At 67.0% G+C, this 15,897-nt stretch carries 14 protein-coding genes; 2 read left to right on the top strand and 12 right to left on the bottom strand.

Annotation, left to right across the window (positions count from 1 at the left end):
- Window positions 1-6 precede the first annotated feature (6 nt).
- Together rsmD and ACQR1H_RS05830 are read right to left on the bottom strand one after the other, a co-directional pair.
- Window positions 7-561: a 16S rRNA (guanine(966)-N(2))-methyltransferase RsmD gene (rsmD, locus tag ACQR1H_RS05835; protein WP_316179448.1), complete on the bottom strand. Its 555-nt coding sequence runs from the start codon at window positions 559-561 to the stop codon at window positions 7-9.
- Between the two features lie 9 nt (window positions 562-570).
- Window positions 571-2,682 carry a pseudouridine synthase gene (locus tag ACQR1H_RS05830; RefSeq protein WP_434907273.1) on the bottom strand — a complete coding sequence of 704 codons (2,112 nt, stop codon included), beginning with the start codon at window positions 2,680-2,682 and terminating at the stop codon, window positions 571-573.
- Window positions 2,683-2,815: 133 nt separating this feature from the next.
- Here ACQR1H_RS05830 and ACQR1H_RS05825 point away from each other — a divergent pair, with 133 nt between their 5' ends.
- On the top strand, window positions 2,816-3,262 hold the full coding sequence (locus ACQR1H_RS05825) for a nucleoside deaminase (protein ID WP_315801931.1): 447 nt from the start codon (window positions 2,816-2,818) through the stop codon (window positions 3,260-3,262).
- Window positions 3,263-3,265: 3 nt separating this feature from the next.
- On the opposite strand, the gene ACQR1H_RS05820 is transcribed toward ACQR1H_RS05825, so the two are convergent.
- The 9 genes from ACQR1H_RS05820 to ACQR1H_RS05780 form a co-directional block, all read right to left on the bottom strand.
- Entirely contained in the window at window positions 3,266-4,579 is a 1,314-nt protein-coding gene (locus ACQR1H_RS05820; protein WP_316236850.1) for a cytochrome P450, read from the bottom strand.
- Window positions 4,579-5,295, bottom strand: coding sequence for a class I SAM-dependent methyltransferase (locus tag ACQR1H_RS05815; protein WP_316217123.1), 717 nt, complete (start codon window positions 5,293-5,295; stop codon window positions 4,579-4,581). The genes ACQR1H_RS05820 and ACQR1H_RS05815 overlap by 1 nt, the downstream gene beginning before the upstream one ends.
- On the bottom strand, window positions 5,292-5,702 hold the full coding sequence (locus ACQR1H_RS05810) for a hypothetical protein (RefSeq protein WP_315801928.1): 411 nt from the start codon (window positions 5,700-5,702) through the stop codon (window positions 5,292-5,294). The genes ACQR1H_RS05815 and ACQR1H_RS05810 overlap by 4 nt, the downstream gene beginning before the upstream one ends.
- Window positions 5,703-6,038: 336 nt before the next feature.
- Window positions 6,039-6,488: a hypothetical protein gene (locus ACQR1H_RS05805; protein ID WP_315801927.1), complete on the bottom strand. Its 450-nt coding sequence runs from the start codon at window positions 6,486-6,488 to the stop codon at window positions 6,039-6,041.
- Between the two features lie 95 nt (window positions 6,489-6,583).
- On the bottom strand, window positions 6,584-9,805 hold the full coding sequence (locus ACQR1H_RS05800) for an adenylate/guanylate cyclase domain-containing protein (protein ID WP_316236849.1): 3,222 nt from the start codon (window positions 9,803-9,805) through the stop codon (window positions 6,584-6,586).
- Between the two features lie 116 nt (window positions 9,806-9,921).
- Complete coding sequence (purD, locus tag ACQR1H_RS05795; protein WP_434907272.1) at window positions 9,922-11,205, bottom strand: phosphoribosylamine--glycine ligase; 1,284 nt, start codon at window positions 11,203-11,205, stop codon at window positions 9,922-9,924.
- Between the two features lie 71 nt (window positions 11,206-11,276).
- On the bottom strand, window positions 11,277-11,591 hold the full coding sequence (locus tag ACQR1H_RS05790; protein WP_434907271.1) for a transcriptional regulator: 315 nt from the start codon (window positions 11,589-11,591) through the stop codon (window positions 11,277-11,279).
- A 4-nt stretch (window positions 11,592-11,595) separates the two neighbouring features.
- Window positions 11,596-12,144: a hypothetical protein gene (locus ACQR1H_RS05785; RefSeq protein ID WP_434907270.1), complete on the bottom strand. Its 549-nt coding sequence runs from the start codon at window positions 12,142-12,144 to the stop codon at window positions 11,596-11,598.
- A 13-nt stretch (window positions 12,145-12,157) separates the two neighbouring features.
- Window positions 12,158-13,144 (bottom strand): alpha/beta hydrolase, encoded by a 987-nt coding sequence (locus ACQR1H_RS05780; protein ID WP_434907269.1) that lies wholly within the window; start codon window positions 13,142-13,144, stop codon window positions 12,158-12,160.
- A 131-nt stretch (window positions 13,145-13,275) separates the two neighbouring features.
- Between ACQR1H_RS05780 and xseA the strand changes: the two genes are divergently transcribed.
- Window positions 13,276-14,892: an exodeoxyribonuclease VII large subunit gene (gene xseA, locus ACQR1H_RS05775; protein ID WP_434907268.1), complete on the top strand. Its 1,617-nt coding sequence runs from the start codon at window positions 13,276-13,278 to the stop codon at window positions 14,890-14,892.
- Window positions 14,893-14,899: 7 nt separating this feature from the next.
- Here the strand turns inward: xseA and ACQR1H_RS05770 are convergent, their stop codons facing one another.
- Window positions 14,900-15,730: a dienelactone hydrolase family protein gene (locus ACQR1H_RS05770; protein WP_315801920.1), complete on the bottom strand. Its 831-nt coding sequence runs from the start codon at window positions 15,728-15,730 to the stop codon at window positions 14,900-14,902.
- Window positions 15,731-15,897 lie beyond the last annotated feature (167 nt).

Genomic DNA, 15,897 nt, shown 5'->3' with positions numbered 1-15,897 from the left:
CGAGGATCAGGACCGGCGCAGGAACACGAACTCCGTGTCGTCGTAAGCGCGGCGCTCGAGCTCTTCGAACCCCTCGGGCGCCTTGAACGCGGCAGCCTTGGACTCCTCGACCACGAGCAGCGCCGATGGCACGAGCCAGCCGCCGTCGCGCAGCGAGGCCAGCGCCTTCTCGGCCAAGCCCTTGCCATAGGGCGGATCGAGGAACACCAGCGAGAACGGCTCGACCGGATGCGCCGGTCCGAGATCGGTGGCGTCGCGGCGGTAGACCTTGGTGACGCCGCCGAGCCCGAGCGATTCGACATTGTTGCGCAGCAGCGCCCTTGCCTCGGCGCCGTTGTCGACGAACAGCGTGAACGCCGCGCCGCGCGAGGTCGCCTCGATGCCGAGCGCGCCGGTGCCGGCAAACAAATCGAGCACGCGTGCGCCCTCGATCGGATCCTCGTAGGCGTGGACGAGGATGTTGAACAGCGCCTCGCGCAGCCGGTCCTGCGTCGGCCGGATGTCACGCGACGCAGGCGAAGCGATGTTGCGGCCCTTCAGCCGTCCGCCGACGACACGCATCGTAACACCCTACTCGTCATCCTGCGGCGTGATATCGCGCTTGCCGTGATAGCCGCGCTTCGGCCGCCGCGGCGGACCGGGGAAACGCGCCTCGGCCTCGTGGCGCTCGCGCGCTTCCTCGCTGCCGGTACGCTGGACGAGCACGCGGCGGCCCTTGCGGTCGGCGACGACCTCGCGCTTCGGCTTGGGCTTCGGGTCCGGCAACGGCTCGCGATTGCCCTTGCCCGCAGGACCGAGATCGGCACCCGACTGCGCAATCACCTTCTCGCCGAGCTGTTCGCGCAGCACCCGCGTCTTGACTTCCTGCACCTCGCCCTCGGGCAGCTCCAGCAGCTGGAACGGACCGTAGGAGACGCGGATCAGGCGATTAACCTCGAGGCCGAGATGCGCGAGCACGTTGCGCACCTCGCGGTTCTTGCCCTCGCGGATCGCGACGACGAGCCAGACATTGGCGCCCTGGTCGCGCTCGAGCGTCGCTTCGATCGGGCCGTATTTGACGCCGTCGACCTCGACGCCCGCGGCGAGCTGATCGAGCTGTCCTTGCGTGATCTCGCCATGGGCGCGGACGCGATAGCGCCGCGTCCAGCCGGTGTCCGGCAATTCCAGCACGCGCGCGAGGCCGCCGTCATTGGTGAGCAGCAAGAGCCCTTCGGTGTTGAAGTCGAGTCGGCCGATCGAGATCAGCCGTGGCAGGCTCTCAGGCAGATTGTCGAACACCGTCGGCCGCCCCTCGGGGTCGCTGTGCGTCGTCATCAGCCCGCGCGGCTTGTGATACAGGAACAGCCGCGTGCGCTCGCGCTCCGGCAGCGGCGCGCCGTCGACCTGGATCACGTCATTCTCGGTGACATCGAGCGCGGGGGAGTTGATGACGCGGCCGTTCACCGTCACGCGGCCCTGCGTGACCATCTCCTCGGCGTCGCGGCGCGAGGCGAGGCCGGCGCGGGCCAGCACCTTGGCGATGCGCTCGCCGGCCTTCTTCGGCACGGCCGGCTCGGCGGCAATGCGGGCGCTGCGCTTGTCGGTCTCGGGCTTGCGCTCGCGATAGGCGCCGCGGCCGCCGAACGCCGGACGCTTGGCGAAGACCTTGCTGTCGTCTTCATTGTCGCGGCGCGGCCGCTCGGAGAAGCCGTCGCGGCCACGGCGTTCGCTGCGCGGATGCTCCTGCCAGTCGGTGCGCCCCTCGGGACGGCGCGGCCGGTCGAAGCTGCGCTCCTCGCCCCGATCCCGCGGGCGATCGAACTTCGGCTTGTCGAATTTGGGCCTGTCGAATTTCGGACGATCCTCGCTGCTGCGCTGGGTGCGCGGGCGATCGAAGCTGCGGCCGCCTTCGCGCGGCGGACGCGGGCTGCGTTCCGGGCGATCGCCATCCGCGCCGCGCTTCTGCCACGGCTTGCTCTCGCCGCGCGAGGGACGGTCGCCAAACTCCTTGCGCGGCCCGCGCGCGCCGGCACCGAACTTGCGCTCGCCCCGATCGCCTTCAGCGCCGCGAGAGAACTTGCGCTCTCCGCCAAACTTGCGCTCAGGGCGATCGCCGGTCCGCGGCGGACGGTCGCCGAAGCTGCGCTCGGTGCGCGGCCGGTCGCCGCGATCACGCGCGCCCTCGCCGCGTGGCGTATAGGGGCGTTTCTCACCATCGCGCTCCCGCGGAGCGTAGGGCTTGCGCTCGCCGAACTTGCGCTCGGACGATCGCCCGGCCGGACGAGCCTCGTCGCGACCGGCACGGGGCGTATAGGGACGCTTCTCGCCGCCCCGCTCGTCGCGATCGAATTTCGGCCGGTCGCCACGCGGCTTGAAGGCGCGCTTCTCGCCATCGCCCGACCGCGCCGGGCGAGCGGCATAGGGCCGATCGCCGCGCGGCCGCTCATCGCGGTTGAAGCGCGGCTTGTCGCCAAAGGATTTGCGCGGCGCATCGCCGTCGTCGCGGCGGCGCGGGGCGCGGCCCTCGTCGAAGGAGCGCTTGCCCCGGCCACCCGCTTCCTTGTCGCCGAAGCCGCGCTTGGCGAACTTCTTTTCCGGCCCACGCGCAGCGCCCGAGCGTCCTTTGCCGCCCTCGGACCGCCCCCGCGGGGCGCCGCCGCGGCGGCCGCGGGAATCGTTGTCTTTGTCGGTGGTGCGGGGCATGAAGGTCTCACTTCGAGGTGCAGGACGACGCGTGAACCGCGCGCTTCTGAAGCAGCGCATGTCACGCAGGAAATCGGGGTCCGGTTGTGCTGAAGGGCGATCCAGTAGCAGACTTGGGCGGGCGTGACGAGCCATGAACAGCCCTTCTTTCATGGATTTGGCGCTGAAAGCGGCCGAATCGGCCGCAATTTCCGGCGAGGTGCCGATCGGCTGCGTCGTCGTCCGTGACAACGCGGTCATCGCCACCGCCGCCAACCGCACTTTGACCGACCGCGATCCGACCGCCCATGCCGAGATCCTGGCACTGCGGCAGGCGGCCCAGGTCGTCGGCAGCGAGCGGCTGGTCGAGTGCGACCTCTACGTCACGCTCGAGCCGTGCACGATGTGCGCTGGCGCGATCTCCTTCGCGCGCATCCGACGGCTGTATTACGGGGCCGCCGATCCGAAGGGCGGTGCGGTCGAGTCGGGTGTGCGCTTCTTCACGGCGCCGACCTGCCATCACGCCCCGGAGGTCTATTCGGCGGTGGGCGAGCAGCAGGCGGCGCAGATGCTGAAGGAGTTCTTCAAGGCGCGGCGGTGAGGCCTATGCAGCCGCCTCCTTGCGCAGCGCGCGAAAGCTCATGCGAACCGGGAGGCTGGAGACGCCGCTCATGAAGGGCGACCGCACCCGGCGCACCCGCCCGGCGAGTTCGATCCGTTCGGTCCGGCGCAGCAGCTCCGCAAATAGCGCCCGCATCTGCATCCGCGCCAGCTGCAGTCCCATGCAGATGTGCGGACCACGGCCGAAGGCGATGTGCGGGTTCGGACTGCGATCGATCCGGAACGCGCCGGCGTCCTCGAACACGGTCTCGTCGCGATTGGCCGAATGGAAGAACAAGGCCAGCGCATCGCCTTCGCGAATGCGTTGCCCCCCGACCTCGGTGTCGCAGACCGCGGTGCGCATGAAGTGCCGCACCGGCGAGGTCCAGCGCAGCATTTCCTCGATCGCCGGATCGAGCAGCTCGGGCTCGGCCCGCAGCCGCACCATCTGCTCGGGCGCCGCGAGCAGCGCCGCCAGGCCGCCCGCCAATGCGAGCGCCGTCGTATCGTGGCCCGCCGTGACCAGCAGGATGAAGTAGGAGATCAGCTCGTAATGCGGCATTGCCGCGCCATGCGGCGCGGCATGCGCAATCAGGCTGGCGAGATCGTCGCGCGGTCGGGCGCGCCGGTCGGCCACGACGGCTTCGAAATAATCGCGCAGCGCCAGCATGGCCATCCGCATCGTATCGCCCGGCGCCTCGGCGAGACGGCGCCGCGGATCCTCGGCGCCCACGAAGGCCTGGGCGAGCCGCGCAAGCCGGGCATCGTCGGCCTCCGGCGTGCCCAGCATGCGGCCGATCACCCGGAAGGTGAAGGGCAGCGCCACGTCGCCTGCGAAGTCGCAACTGGCGCCGCGCGCGGAAACCCGGTCGATGATCTCGGCGGCCCATTGCGACAGCCATGTCTCCATCTCGCGCAAGACCGGCGGCGCAAAGGCGCCTTGGATGATGCCGCGATAAACGCCGTGATCCGGCGGATCCATCTCGGTCAGGCTGCGCACGAGTTGCGGCTTGCCGGTGACACGCTGCAGCACGGCCTCGGAGGTCTCGCTGGCGAGATAGGTGCGCGGGCCCGCGGCAAACTCATTGCTCCGTGTCTCGATCGAGACAATGTCGGCATAGCGCGTGACCGCCCGGAACGGACGAACGCCCGAGCGTTCAACCCAATGCAGCGGCGCGCGCTGGCGCAGCAGCGCACAGGCGCGTTCCAGCCGCGTTGGATCGGCGTGACCTCGCGAGGAGATCAGCACGTCCACAGCACGCTCGACGGCGGCGCTGCGGCGATCTGTCTGCGAGGATAGCGACGGAACAGCCGACATCAGTGCGAGAGCCCTGCTTGCGACGGGGCGGCATGAGTCAGGCGGCGCACCAGGAGCGTGAACTCCTTCATCCCGTAGTTGCCGATGACCTCGACGGCCGCCGCAAACTCCTGCTCGCAGTGGGTGGCCCAAACGTCCGGCGTAGTGCGATACAGGCGCGCCTTGGCGGGATCGCCGTCCTGCTCCTCATCAGCGGCCGCTCGCATGAAATTGACGGCAAAGCCGCGCCGGCTGGTCGCGAACATGCGCTGCAACATGGCTTTGATGTAGCCTTCCCAGGCGTCGCGCGAATAGCCGACGTTGACGTTCATGATGCCCGAGGCGACCGAATAGTCGGCGATGCGCGGGCTCTCCGACGCGACGACGAAGCGCCGCAAGGGGGCGGCAAAGCGGCGCCGCGCCCGGCTGATCATGGCGCGGGACAGGTCGATGCCGAGATAGTCAATCTCACAGGACGCAAAACGCGATTCAAGAAACGGCACCAGCGCGCCATAGCCGCAACCGATGTCATTGAGGCTGAACGGCGCCGACACGTCGCACAGCTTCATCAGTTGCACGAAGCGCAGGCCCTGCGTCGCCTCGCACGACCAGTCAACGCCGCGCGGCGTTGCGCCGTGACGCGCAACGCAGGCAGAGTAATAGGCATCGACGTCCGCCTGGATCAAGCCGAGGCTCGGAACGTCCTTCGCCGTGCGTGTGGCAGATCTGGCGCTCACTGCATGCTGAGCTCTCGAGCGCGCCGCTCCCGCACCGTCTTTGCAATCTGCTGTCGCACGACGCGGCCGGGCGTCGTCGGAATCGACACGATGACGTGCACGTCGGACGCGAAGACGACAGGCCGTCCACGAGAGACAGTGACGCGCGGATCATCGGCGGCCGAATGACAGACGAGCGAGATCGGCAACGGCGCGCCCGATTCCAGATCCTCCTTGAAAGCCTCGACGACTCGATCGTGACCATTCACGCCATCGCGGTCCGAAGGATAGGTCTTGAGATGATCCAGGAATTTGTACCAGCGACGGCGCTCATTCCAGTCGGCAGGCACGATGCCAAGCAAGGTGAACGAGCGCTGCAGGCCATGCTCGGCAGAAAAGATCCCGAACTCGCGCTGCAACTCGGCCATCTCCGGCACCGCGTCAGCCTCGAACCGCTTGTTGAACTGAACCACGACGTCGAGCGTCGTGCTGTCCTTCATCATCGCTCCCATAACGGCTTCCTCCCGATAGCGCAGAATGCACCGGTGTCATGGTGCCTTCTTTTCTCCGGACCATCAAGGACGATCTGCCGCCAAAGGGGACAGCGAAGCTGAACGGCGCAAGGCAGCGCTCAGCTTCGCACGCACACCAGCACCGAACCGGGTCGGTGATCGCTCGAGACGGCGCGGCGCGATAGACATCGACGTCAGAACAGGGGAATCGAGCAAAGAGCCTCGTCTCCGAAGACGACCCTCGTGGTCGCCTCACTTCTTGCGTTTTTCGACCCGCCTCGCCCGTGCGGTCTCAGCGGCCTGCTTGCGTGCCTCACGACCGGGCGTCGTCGGGATCGAGATGATGACGTGCTTGTCGAGGGAGAAAACGATCGGACGTCCTTCCGACACGGTGACACGGGGATCCTCTGCCGCAGAGTGACAGACGATCGAGACTGGCAGCGGCTTTTCGCACTCCAGATCATCCTTGAACGCCTGGATCACACGATCATGGCCGTTCACGCTGGCGATGTCCGATGGATACGTCTTCAGAAACTCGAGAAACTTGTACCAGCGCCGCCGCTCGGACCAGTCGGCAGGCACGATTCCGAGCAAAGCAAAGGACTGCTGTAGACTATGCCTCAGCGAGAAGACCCCGAACTCCCGTTGCAGCTCGACCATTTCGGGCAAGGCATCTGCATCGAACCGTTTGTTGAGCTGCACGATAATATCAAGGGTAGTACTGTCTTTAATCATTACCCCCATTGTAACCCCCAAATCTGAAAAAGCCGGAATTCAACGAATCGACAATGCATGCATCATTGCATTGCTTCAAGATGCAATTGCAGTTTCTGAACTAATGAACGCAGACAGAACGCACCGGAGACATTCATGAGATGTCCTATCTGCTCAAGAAGTCCCGCAGCCTGCTCGTTCCTGCCGGCTCCGGCAAGAGCAAGGCCCAGAACGGTCGTCGCGTAACACTCCGCCACTCGATCCGTCTTTCGCTTGGCTACAAGGATCGCCTGTTTGCTGGCCTCGATGGCGGCATCGAAGTCGTCACTCCGGTAAAGCAGATCGGCATTTATGGCGGCCATGCGCGCCTCGAGCTCGAGCCCCGTCCTTGCGGCCCGAGCGGCTTCGATCGCGCCAACCATCTCATTCGTCGCGTCGGCGAATCGACCGGTCAAAGCCTGTTCGAGGCTTGCGCAGAGCAAGGTGAGCACGCGGATGTAGGGAATGCCGGATGTTTCAGCGAGATCGGAAACTCGCCTTGCGTGCTCGCGCGCAAGGCTCTGGTCTTCGACCATCCATGCCAGCTCCACGAGGTTGAAGTGCGGGACGAACTGGAGCACCGGTGCGACCTCGGATGAAGGCTGCTGCACCAATTCGAGAAGCTCGCTGCGAGCATCCTCGATCTGGCCGAGATGAGCCATTGCGCGCGCCCTGATGCATCTCACCCAATAGCTGACGTCAAAGCCGAGAATCTGGTTCGGGTTCAAACCAAGCGTGACGTGACTGTCGAAGCCGGCCTGGCTTGCCATTGCAGCGATGGCTGTATTGGCCGCCGAGAGCGCCTCGTTCATCCGTCCCGAATGTGTGTATGCCTGCGCCAGCATGGCGTTGACGGTCGCGTAGCGGCCAACATCCCCCTCGCCCGAGGTCAGCTTGATGGCGTTCTGCGCCAGGTCGACGTAGTCATCGGCCGCTCCCGTCGAAGCGAGCACGCGGCCATAAGCGCCGATCAACAACGGCTCATGCGCCTTGTCGGAGGAGCGGGCAAATCTCAACGCTTCTTCAGCAAAAGGCTTGACCTCTTCGGCCGAGATGCCTTCGCGCCAGCCGAAGTTCAGGATCTGGCCGCTGGCCAGCGCACGCAGGCGGTCGACGCGCTCCGATTGCGGCAGCGCCTGCAGCAGGGAGCGGATCTTCTTCCACAGCCGCAGCGCCTCCGCCGTGTTGGTGCGGCCGATCCAGCGCGCCGCGCGCTGCAGATGCTCGACCGCCTGCATGGTCTGGCCGGCGAACTCATAGTGCGAGGCGATCAGGGCGGCGAATTCGTCCTGCGTCCCCCAATCGAGCGCCTCGATCGCCTTGGCCACGGCAGCGTGGATCGTGCTCAGCCGGGACCGCAGCTGCATCGCATAGGCGACCTCCTGGATCAGCGGATGGCGAAAGGCGAGCACGCCCATATCGAACGGCGGCAGATCGTAGAGAAGATCGGCCTGCCTGAGCTGAGCGAGCGCATCGAACAGCTCTGCGTCATCGATGCCGGTTACCGGCTTGAGCACCGCCAGCGCGACCGATCGGCCGATCACGGCCGCTGCTTCCAGCACGTTCTTGGCAGATTCGCCGAGACGATCGATGCGCGCGGCCACGACCGCATGCACGGTCGGCGGCAGTGGAATCGGTCCGATGCCACCCTTGAGACGGTAGGCGCCGCGCTCACCCTCGAAGCCGCCGCTTTCGGAGACGGCGCTGGCAAGCTCCTCGAGGAAGAACGGATTGCCCTGCGCGCGCTCGACGATGTCGCGCGCCAGCACCTCCAGCGAAGGATCGTCACCGAACACCCCGCGCAGCAGCTCGCTCGCCTCCTCGGAGGCAAGCGGGACGATGTGCAGTTCGTGAAACGGGGTCTGCTGCATGAAGGAGGCGGCGAAACCCGGCCTGTAGTTCACGACCAGCAGTGTCTTGGTGCCGATCGTGGCCTCCGCGAGCGCCTCGACGAATTCCTCGCTGGCCTCGTCGACCCAATGCAGGTCCTCGATCATGATCACCATGGCGCCGTCGGCGGGCGCCGCACGGAACAGCGTCTTGAACACGTTCAGCAGACGGGTCTTGAACACGCCGGGATCGAGCCGGAGCGCCGGCCGTGCCGGATCGGCGAGGTTCATGAAGTCCAGGAGCAGGACCAGCGCCGTGTCGGGCATGGCAATGGCTTCGAGCCGGTCGACCACGCGCTGGCGCGACACCTCCACCGGCTCCTTCGGCCGGATGCCGAAGAAGTCGCGCAGCAATTCGAGCACCGGCTGGAACGGGGTGGCGCGGCCATGTGCCAGCACGCGCGCCTCGTAGACGCGAATGCCCTGGCGGCGACAGTGCTCGGCGAACTCGAAGCACAGCCGGCTCTTGCCGATGCCGGCCTCACCCACAATGCCGACGACAGCGCCGCGCGCCGCCAGGACGTCGTCGAGCTCGCGCTCGAGCACCGCAAGCTGGGCATTGCGCCCGATCAGCGGCAACAGGCGCTGGCCGCTGCGGAAGACGTCGCTCGCCGGCGCACTGAGGCGGCCGATCAGCTTGTAGATCGACACCGGCGAGGCGATGCCGCGCAGCGCGTGGGTGCCGAGCGGCTCGGCTTCGACGAACTGCCTGGCGCCGGTGTAGGTCTCCTTGCTGATCAGGATGGTGCCGGCCTCGGCCATGTGCTCCAGACGATTGGCGAGATGGACGTTGGCGCCGGCCGCGTCGTAGGTCTGGTACATGCTGTTCTCGACGACCTGGACGATCACCTCGCCGGTGTGCAGCCCGACCCGGACCTGCAAATGCGGGTCGGCGAGGCGCGCGATGGAGTCCTGCATCGCCAGCGCGCCGAGGCAGCCGCGAACCGCATGATCCTCATGCGGCACCGGCGCTCCGAACAGGGCCATGACGCCGTCACCCTGCGTCTTGTTGACGACGCCGTCATAGCGGTGGACCGCCTCCTTCATGAGGTTGAGCACCGGATCGAGCCGCTGCATCGCGAGCTCGGGATCGCCGAGGCTGTCGATCAGCTGGGTGGAATCGCGGATGTCGGCGAACAGGATGGTGAGACGCTTGCGTTCTCCACCCTTGCTGCTCAGGGTCCTCAGGACGCGCTGCGCCGCCTGGTCGGGCGGAGCCAGCCGGCCGGGCAACGGCGCGCCGCATTGGCCGCAGAAGCGATTCGACGGACTGTTGGTCTGGTTGCACGCCTCACATCTGAGGCTGAGCGGCTCGCCGCACCGGTCGCACGAGGCTCTCCCTGGCTGATTCTGCCTGCCGCACCGCGCGCATTCCATGGCCCCTCCGTTCCACGGCGGAACTGATTCATCCCATCAAGGCATGAGTCTATGGAACTGCCACAATTCGCACGGGAAAAATAGCCTTGCGGGGCCGACTGCGGCGATCACGATGCTCAGCCCTGACCGCTTTCCTGCGCCACCGCCTGCCAGGCAATGTCGCGCCGGCAGAAGCCGTCGGCCCATTTGATGCGGTCGACGGCCTGATAGGCCCGCGCCTGAGCCTCGGTGACGGTCTTGCCCGACGCGCAGACATTGAGGACGCGCCCGCCATTGGCGAGAATGGCGCCGTCCTTCGCCACCGTGCCGGCGTGGAATATCTCCACGCCCTCGATCCTCGCGGCGTCGTCGAGCCCCTCGATGACGCCGCCCTTGGCGTAGTCGCCGGGATAGCCCTTCGCGGCCATGACCACGGTGACGGCGGCGTCGGGAAACCAGCGCAGATCGAAATTCTTCAACTGCCCGTCGCAGGCGGCCAGCATGGCGGGCACGAGATCCGACATCATCCGCAGCATCAGCACCTGACATTCCGGATCGCCAAAGCGGACATTGTATTCGAACAGCTTCGGCCCCTGGGCCGTCAGCATCAGGCCGGCATAGAGAATGCCCTTGAAGGGTGTGCCCCGGGCGTTCATCCCGGCAATGGTCGGCTGAATGATCTGATTCATGATCTTGTCATGAATCTCCTGCGTCACGAACGGCGTCGGCGAATACGCTCCCATGCCGCCGGTGTTCGGTCCCTGGTCGTGATCGAACACCCGCTTGTGGTCCTGGGCCGAGGCCAGCGGTATCGCGGTCTCACCGTCGCACAACGCGAAGAACGACACCTCCCGTCCTTCGAGAAACTCCTCGATGACGACCTCGGTGCCGGCGACACCAAAGCCGCCCTCGAACATCATCTTGATGGCGTCCTCGGCCTCGACAACCGTCTTGGCGACGACGACGCCCTTGCCGGCCGCTAGCCCGTCCGCCTTGACGACGATCGGAGCGCCGTGCTCGCGGACATAGGCCAGTGCCTCGGGGGCATTGTCGAAGCGGGAATAGGCACCGGTCGGGATGTCGTATTCGGCGCAGAGATCCTTGGTGTATCCCTTGGAGCCCTCGAGCTTGGCGGCGAGCCTGGACGGGCCGAACGCCTTGATGCCGGCCGCTTCGAGATCATCGACGATGCCGGCGGCGAGCGGCGTCTCGGGGCCGACCACCGCCAGGTCCACCCTGTTCGCCCGGCAGAAGGCGATCACCGCCGCATGATCGGCGACGTCGAGCGCGACACATTCGGCCTCCTTGGCGATTCCGGCATTGCCCGGCGCGCACCACAGCTTGGTGAGCAGCGGCGAGCCGGCGATCTTCCAAGCGAGCGCGTGCTCGCGGCCGCCGGAACCAAGGAGCAGAATGTTCATTGTCGATGCCGTCGCAAAGGGATGGGCCAATTTGGACGCCCCAATTGCCCGGCCCTCGCAACGGAGTCAAATCATGGCTCCGGCGGCTTCGCGGCTGCGCCGGCAATGATGTCCTGCAGGTTCGCGACATAGCGGGCGAAGGCCGCACGGCCGGCCGCGGTCGCCGTCACCGTGGTCTGCGGCTTCTTGCCGACGAAGGCCTTGTCCACGGCGACGTAGCCGGCGCGCGCCAGCGTGTCGATGTGAGCGCCGAGATTACCGTCGGTGGCGCCGGTCAGCTTCTTCAGCCGGACGAATTCCAGCCCGGCCCCGGCCGGCAGGGCATTCAGCGCCGCCATGATCTTCAGCCGCAGCGGCTGGTGGATGATCTCGTCGAGCTCCGCCAAGCCGTCAGCTCCGCCGCATCCACAGGCCGCCGAGAACCAGGCCGCCGCCGTTGACGAACGCCATCCACAACGGGAAAGCCGCGCCGATGAAGAGATAGCCGACCAGGGTCAACGCGGTGACGCACAGGCCGAACACCGTGAAGGCCGCGCCGAACCACAAGCCGGCGAGGCCGTAGAACAGCATGAAATAGACCGGCCAGAACGCGCCCATCTCGCGCGGTCCGAAATGGCCGATCGCCTCGACGAAGAAACCGAAGGCGAAGAACATGACGAAGGCGAGCACCGCCCTGACATCGAAGCTGCGCACGCCGGAGCGCGCTTTCTCCGCCGCGCCCAACGTCAGCGATCCGGCAAGACCGAGAACATAGACCGCCAGCCAGGCCTTGCCGGCGTAATAAGGTGTGAGATAGGTCACGAGATTGCCGGCGAAGACGAGAACGCCCCAGAGGATCATCAGCAGGCTCGACAGCCGATAGATCTGCGACTGCCGCACGCGCTTCATCACATCCTCGATGTCGCCGAGCGCCCGCGCGGCTTCCAGGCTGTCGATCATGCGGTTTGAACCTCTAGCGCTTAGCCACGTCTTCGGCGATCGCGCTCACCGCCTGCGGCGCCGACACGATCTCCATGTGATTGACGCCCGCGATCAGCTTCACGTCAACGCCGCGCGCGACGGCGTGCACCGCATCTGCATATTTGTCGGCGAGCATCAGCTCGTCATCGGCGCCGGCGATAACGGTCACCGGGTGCTTCGCCGCGGCGAGATCGGCCTTGTAGCCGCGGGTCGCGAAATTGCGGAACAGCCGGTAGCTGTAGGTCGGCGCCAGGAATTTCTCCGAGTTCGGCCTGACAGCAAAGGCCAGCACGGGCAGTGCCTCGCAACACGGCATACCGATGCGCCTGAGCGCGCCGAGCGCCAGGATGCGCGGAATGTCGGGACCGGCCCAGCCGCCCGAATTCTCACGGTTGGTCGGCGCATCGTAGCCGAGATAGGGCGACAGCAGCACGGTGCGCGTGAACAGGTCCTGGATCGGGGCGCTCGCCGCGCGCAGCGCAAAGCCGCCGCCTGCGGAATGGCCGAGCAGGACGATCGGCTCGGTCGGGATCGACCTCCTGAGCTCGGCGACGAGGTCGGCCAGATCGTCTTCGAGCTGTCCGAGATAGCCAATGTCGCCGCGGGTGCCGGAGCCGCCATGGCCGCGAATGTCGGGCGCGAAGGTATCGATGCCGCGCGCCGCCAAAGCATCGGCGAGGGCATGCACGGCGACGCTGGAGCCGGAGGAGCCGTGGACGACGATCGCGACCTTGCCGACAGCCGCCCCTCTCGCCGGGTAATGGCGATAGGCCAGCTCGGTGCCATCGCGGGCACTGAAGCGCTGCAGCCCTGGCATGGTGCTGCGGTCGACCCGTCCGGCCGTCTCCGAGATCGACTTGAGCTCGGGCGGGCGCGCAAGCGGCGTCGCGATCATCGCGGCCAGAACCAAAGCGAGCACGCCGACGAGGCAGAGCGCTCCTCCTAGGGCCCGAAACAGGACCTTCGCACCGCGTCGCATGCTCTCCTCCACTCACCCAATTTATAGAGTACTCTGTATAACAGAGTTATCGAAAAGACAACGGCTTGATTGGCGGCGAACGCGGAAAGCCCCTACCTTGGCTGCTGCTCCCCGAACCGAATCAGCCAGCGATGCCGCCTGCGGAAGCCTTGCCCAACGCGCCCGAATTCACCGTCACCGAGCTGTCCTCGGCGCTGAAGCGCACGGTCGAGGACCAGTTCGGCCATGTCCGGGTGCGCGGCGAAATCACCGGCTTTCGCGGGCCGCATTCCTCGGGGCATTGCTATTTCGCGCTCAAGGACGAGAGCGCCAAGATCGAGGCGGTGATCTGGAAGGGCGTGCATGGCCGCATGCGCTTCAAGCCCCAGGAAGGGCTCGAGGTGATCGCCACCGGCAAGCTCACCACCTATCCCAACTCATCGAAGTACCAGATCGTCATCGAGGCGCTGGAGCCGGCCGGGATCGGCGCGCTGATGGCGCTGATGGAGGAGCGCAAGCGGAAGCTCGGGGCCGAGGGGCTGTTCGATCCCGCGCGCAAGCAATTGCTGCCGTGGCTTCCCGAGGTGATCGGCGTCGTCACCTCGCCGACCGGCGCCGTCATCCGCGACATCCTGCACCGGCTCGAGGACCGCTTTCCCCGGCGCGTGCTGGTCTGGCCCGTGAAGGTACAGGGCGAGGGCTCGGCCGAGCAGGTCGCCGCCGCGATCCGCGGCTTCAACGCCTTGCCCGAGGGCGGTCCGATCCCGCGGCCCGACGTGCTGATCGTCGCGCGCGGTGGCGGCTCGCTGGAGGACCTGTGGTCGTTCAACGAGGAGATCGTGGTCCGCGCCGCGGCCGAGAGCATGATCCCGCTGATCTCGGCGGTCGGCCACGAGACCGACGTGACCTTGATCGATTTCGCCGCGGACAAACGTGCGCCGACTCCGACAGCAGCCGCGGAAATGGCGGTGCCGGTGCGCAGCGAGCTGATGCAGGAGGTCGCAAGCCTCGCGCGCCGTGTCAGCGTCTGCTGGCAGCGTGGCCAGGAGAGCCGCCGCAACGAGCTGCGCGCCGCCGCGCGCGCTCTGCCCGGCGCCGGAGATCTGCTCGCCATTCCGAGGCAGCGGCTGGATTCGGCGGCCGCCAGCCTGCCGCGCGCGCTGAAGACCAACACGCATGTGCACTTCCGCCAGTTCGCGGCGGCGAGCGCCAAGCTCACTCTGCGCGTGCTGCACGCGCAGATCACGCAATCGCGCCATCGCCTGATCGCGTCGTCCGAACGGCTGTCGCTGTCGTCGCGCGGCCAGTTGCACCGGCGGCGCGAGCGGTTCGAGGCGCTCGATGCCCGCTTCAAGGCCTCTCGGCAGGCCTATGCGCAGGCCAAGCGCCAGGCCATCGGTCGCGAGCGCGACCGAACCGAACGTCTGGCCGAGCGGGCCCGGCGCGCGTTGCTGACCCAGCTTCAGCGCCTGTCGGCCCGCGTCGGCCAGAACGAAAAGCTCCTCACCGCCCTGTCCTATCGCAGCGTGCTGGCGCGTGGCTTTGCGCTGGTGCGTGACGAGGCCGGCCACCCGCTGCACCATGCCGCGAGCATCGGTCCCGGCGCCGCGCTCTCGATCGAATTTGCGGACGGCAAGGTCGCGGCCACGGCGGGCGCGGACCGCCCGCTTCCGCCGGCAGCGCCGTCATCGCCGAAACCTGCGCGCGAGGCCAAGCCTTCGGCAGCGAAGCGCACGCCCGATCCCGCCGATCAAGGCAGCCTGTTCTGATCGGTTCTCAGCGCGCCAGCCACTCGGCCACGAGCTTCTGCGCATCGGCGCGCGCCTCGGGATCGGAGCCGACATGGCCGCGCTCGGGCGCCCCGGCATCCGAGCCGGCAACCTGATGCAGCGGCAGGTTCACACGATCGAAATCGTGATAGGCGCCGGGATAGATCACGATGCGGGTCAGCGCGCTGCGGCCGCGCGCACCATCGATCATCTGTCGGCATGCGGGCGGCGAATAGACGTCGTCCAGCCCGCCGATCAGCACCAATGTCGGGACGCGCGTGCTCCAGCCGAGGCCGGACGAGGCACGGCAATCCGGGTAGAACGCCACCGCCGAGCGGAAATCGGGCGAGACATGCTGGGGCAATTGCGGGCGTACCGCCCATAACAGCGCGCTCGCACCGCTGGCCCAGCCGACCAGACTGACCCGGTCGGGCATCGCCCAGGCTTGCTTGGCCAGCCATTTCTGCGCGATCACGATGTCCGCGACACGCTCGCGCCGGCCGCTGATACGACGCTCCTTGACGCGGCATTGCGGGCCCAGCCCGCGCGAGCCGTAGCTGTCCGGCAGCAGGACGGCCTTGCCGTCCCCGACCAGTTCCTCCGCCCAGTCGCGATAACGCGGCAGCACGGGCTCGGAGCGGCCGGAAAGCCCACCGCAGCCGTGCAGGGCAACGACGACCGGAAATGGGCCGGCCCCCTTCGGCCGGTAGAGCTGGGCGCGCAGCACATAGCTTCCCGAGGGAATCTCGACCGCGACGGGCGCCGGCAACGGCTCAGCCAAGGCTGAAAACGCCGTGGCGCAAAGCATTGAGACAACGATGGCGACGAGGGAGCGCATCAAACCAGCCGGGCGGGACAAGCGGCGGATATTGAAACCTAGCTAGCACGGAGTTTCGTGCAGAAGCATCACAAATCAGTGGGTTTGCGCGGGGGGACAGCGTCCCCCATCTATGCTAGGACATCATCGAAAATCGGCCTGTCGTGTGCGTGCGGCGCTCGCGGAGG

It is taken from the genome of Bradyrhizobium sp. HKCCYLRH2015 (assembly GCF_051168215.1).
GTDB lineage: Bacteria > Pseudomonadota > Alphaproteobacteria > Rhizobiales > Xanthobacteraceae > Bradyrhizobium.
Note: the sequence above shows the minus strand (reverse complement) of the source record. Positions and strands in the feature narration are given on the sequence as shown.

Coding starts and splice junctions, on each gene's coding strand:
- rsmD (WP_316179448.1), bottom strand. CDS start 561: ATGCGTGTCGTCGGCGGACGGCTGAAGGGCCGCAACATCGCTTCGCCT.
- ACQR1H_RS05830 (WP_434907273.1), bottom strand. CDS start 2,682: ATGCCCCGCACCACCGACAAAGACAACGATTCCCGCGGCCGCCGCGGC.
- ACQR1H_RS05825 (WP_315801931.1), top strand. CDS start 2,816: ATGAACAGCCCTTCTTTCATGGATTTGGCGCTGAAAGCGGCCGAATCG.
- ACQR1H_RS05820 (WP_316236850.1), bottom strand. CDS start 4,579: ATGTCGGCTGTTCCGTCGCTATCCTCGCAGACAGATCGCCGCAGCGCC.
- ACQR1H_RS05810 (WP_315801928.1), bottom strand. CDS start 5,702: ATGGCCGAGTTGCAGCGCGAGTTCGGGATCTTTTCTGCCGAGCATGGC.
- ACQR1H_RS05800 (WP_316236849.1), bottom strand. CDS start 9,805: ATGGAATGCGCGCGGTGCGGCAGGCAGAATCAGCCAGGGAGAGCCTCG.
- purD (WP_434907272.1), bottom strand. CDS start 11,205: ATGAACATTCTGCTCCTTGGTTCCGGCGGCCGCGAGCACGCGCTCGCT.
- ACQR1H_RS05785 (WP_434907270.1), bottom strand. CDS start 12,144: ATGATCGACAGCCTGGAAGCCGCGCGGGCGCTCGGCGACATCGAGGAT.
- ACQR1H_RS05780 (WP_434907269.1), bottom strand. CDS start 13,144: ATGCGACGCGGTGCGAAGGTCCTGTTTCGGGCCCTAGGAGGAGCGCTC.
- xseA (WP_434907268.1), top strand. CDS start 13,276: ATGCCGCCTGCGGAAGCCTTGCCCAACGCGCCCGAATTCACCGTCACC.
- ACQR1H_RS05770 (WP_315801920.1), bottom strand. CDS start 15,730: ATGCGCTCCCTCGTCGCCATCGTTGTCTCAATGCTTTGCGCCACGGCG.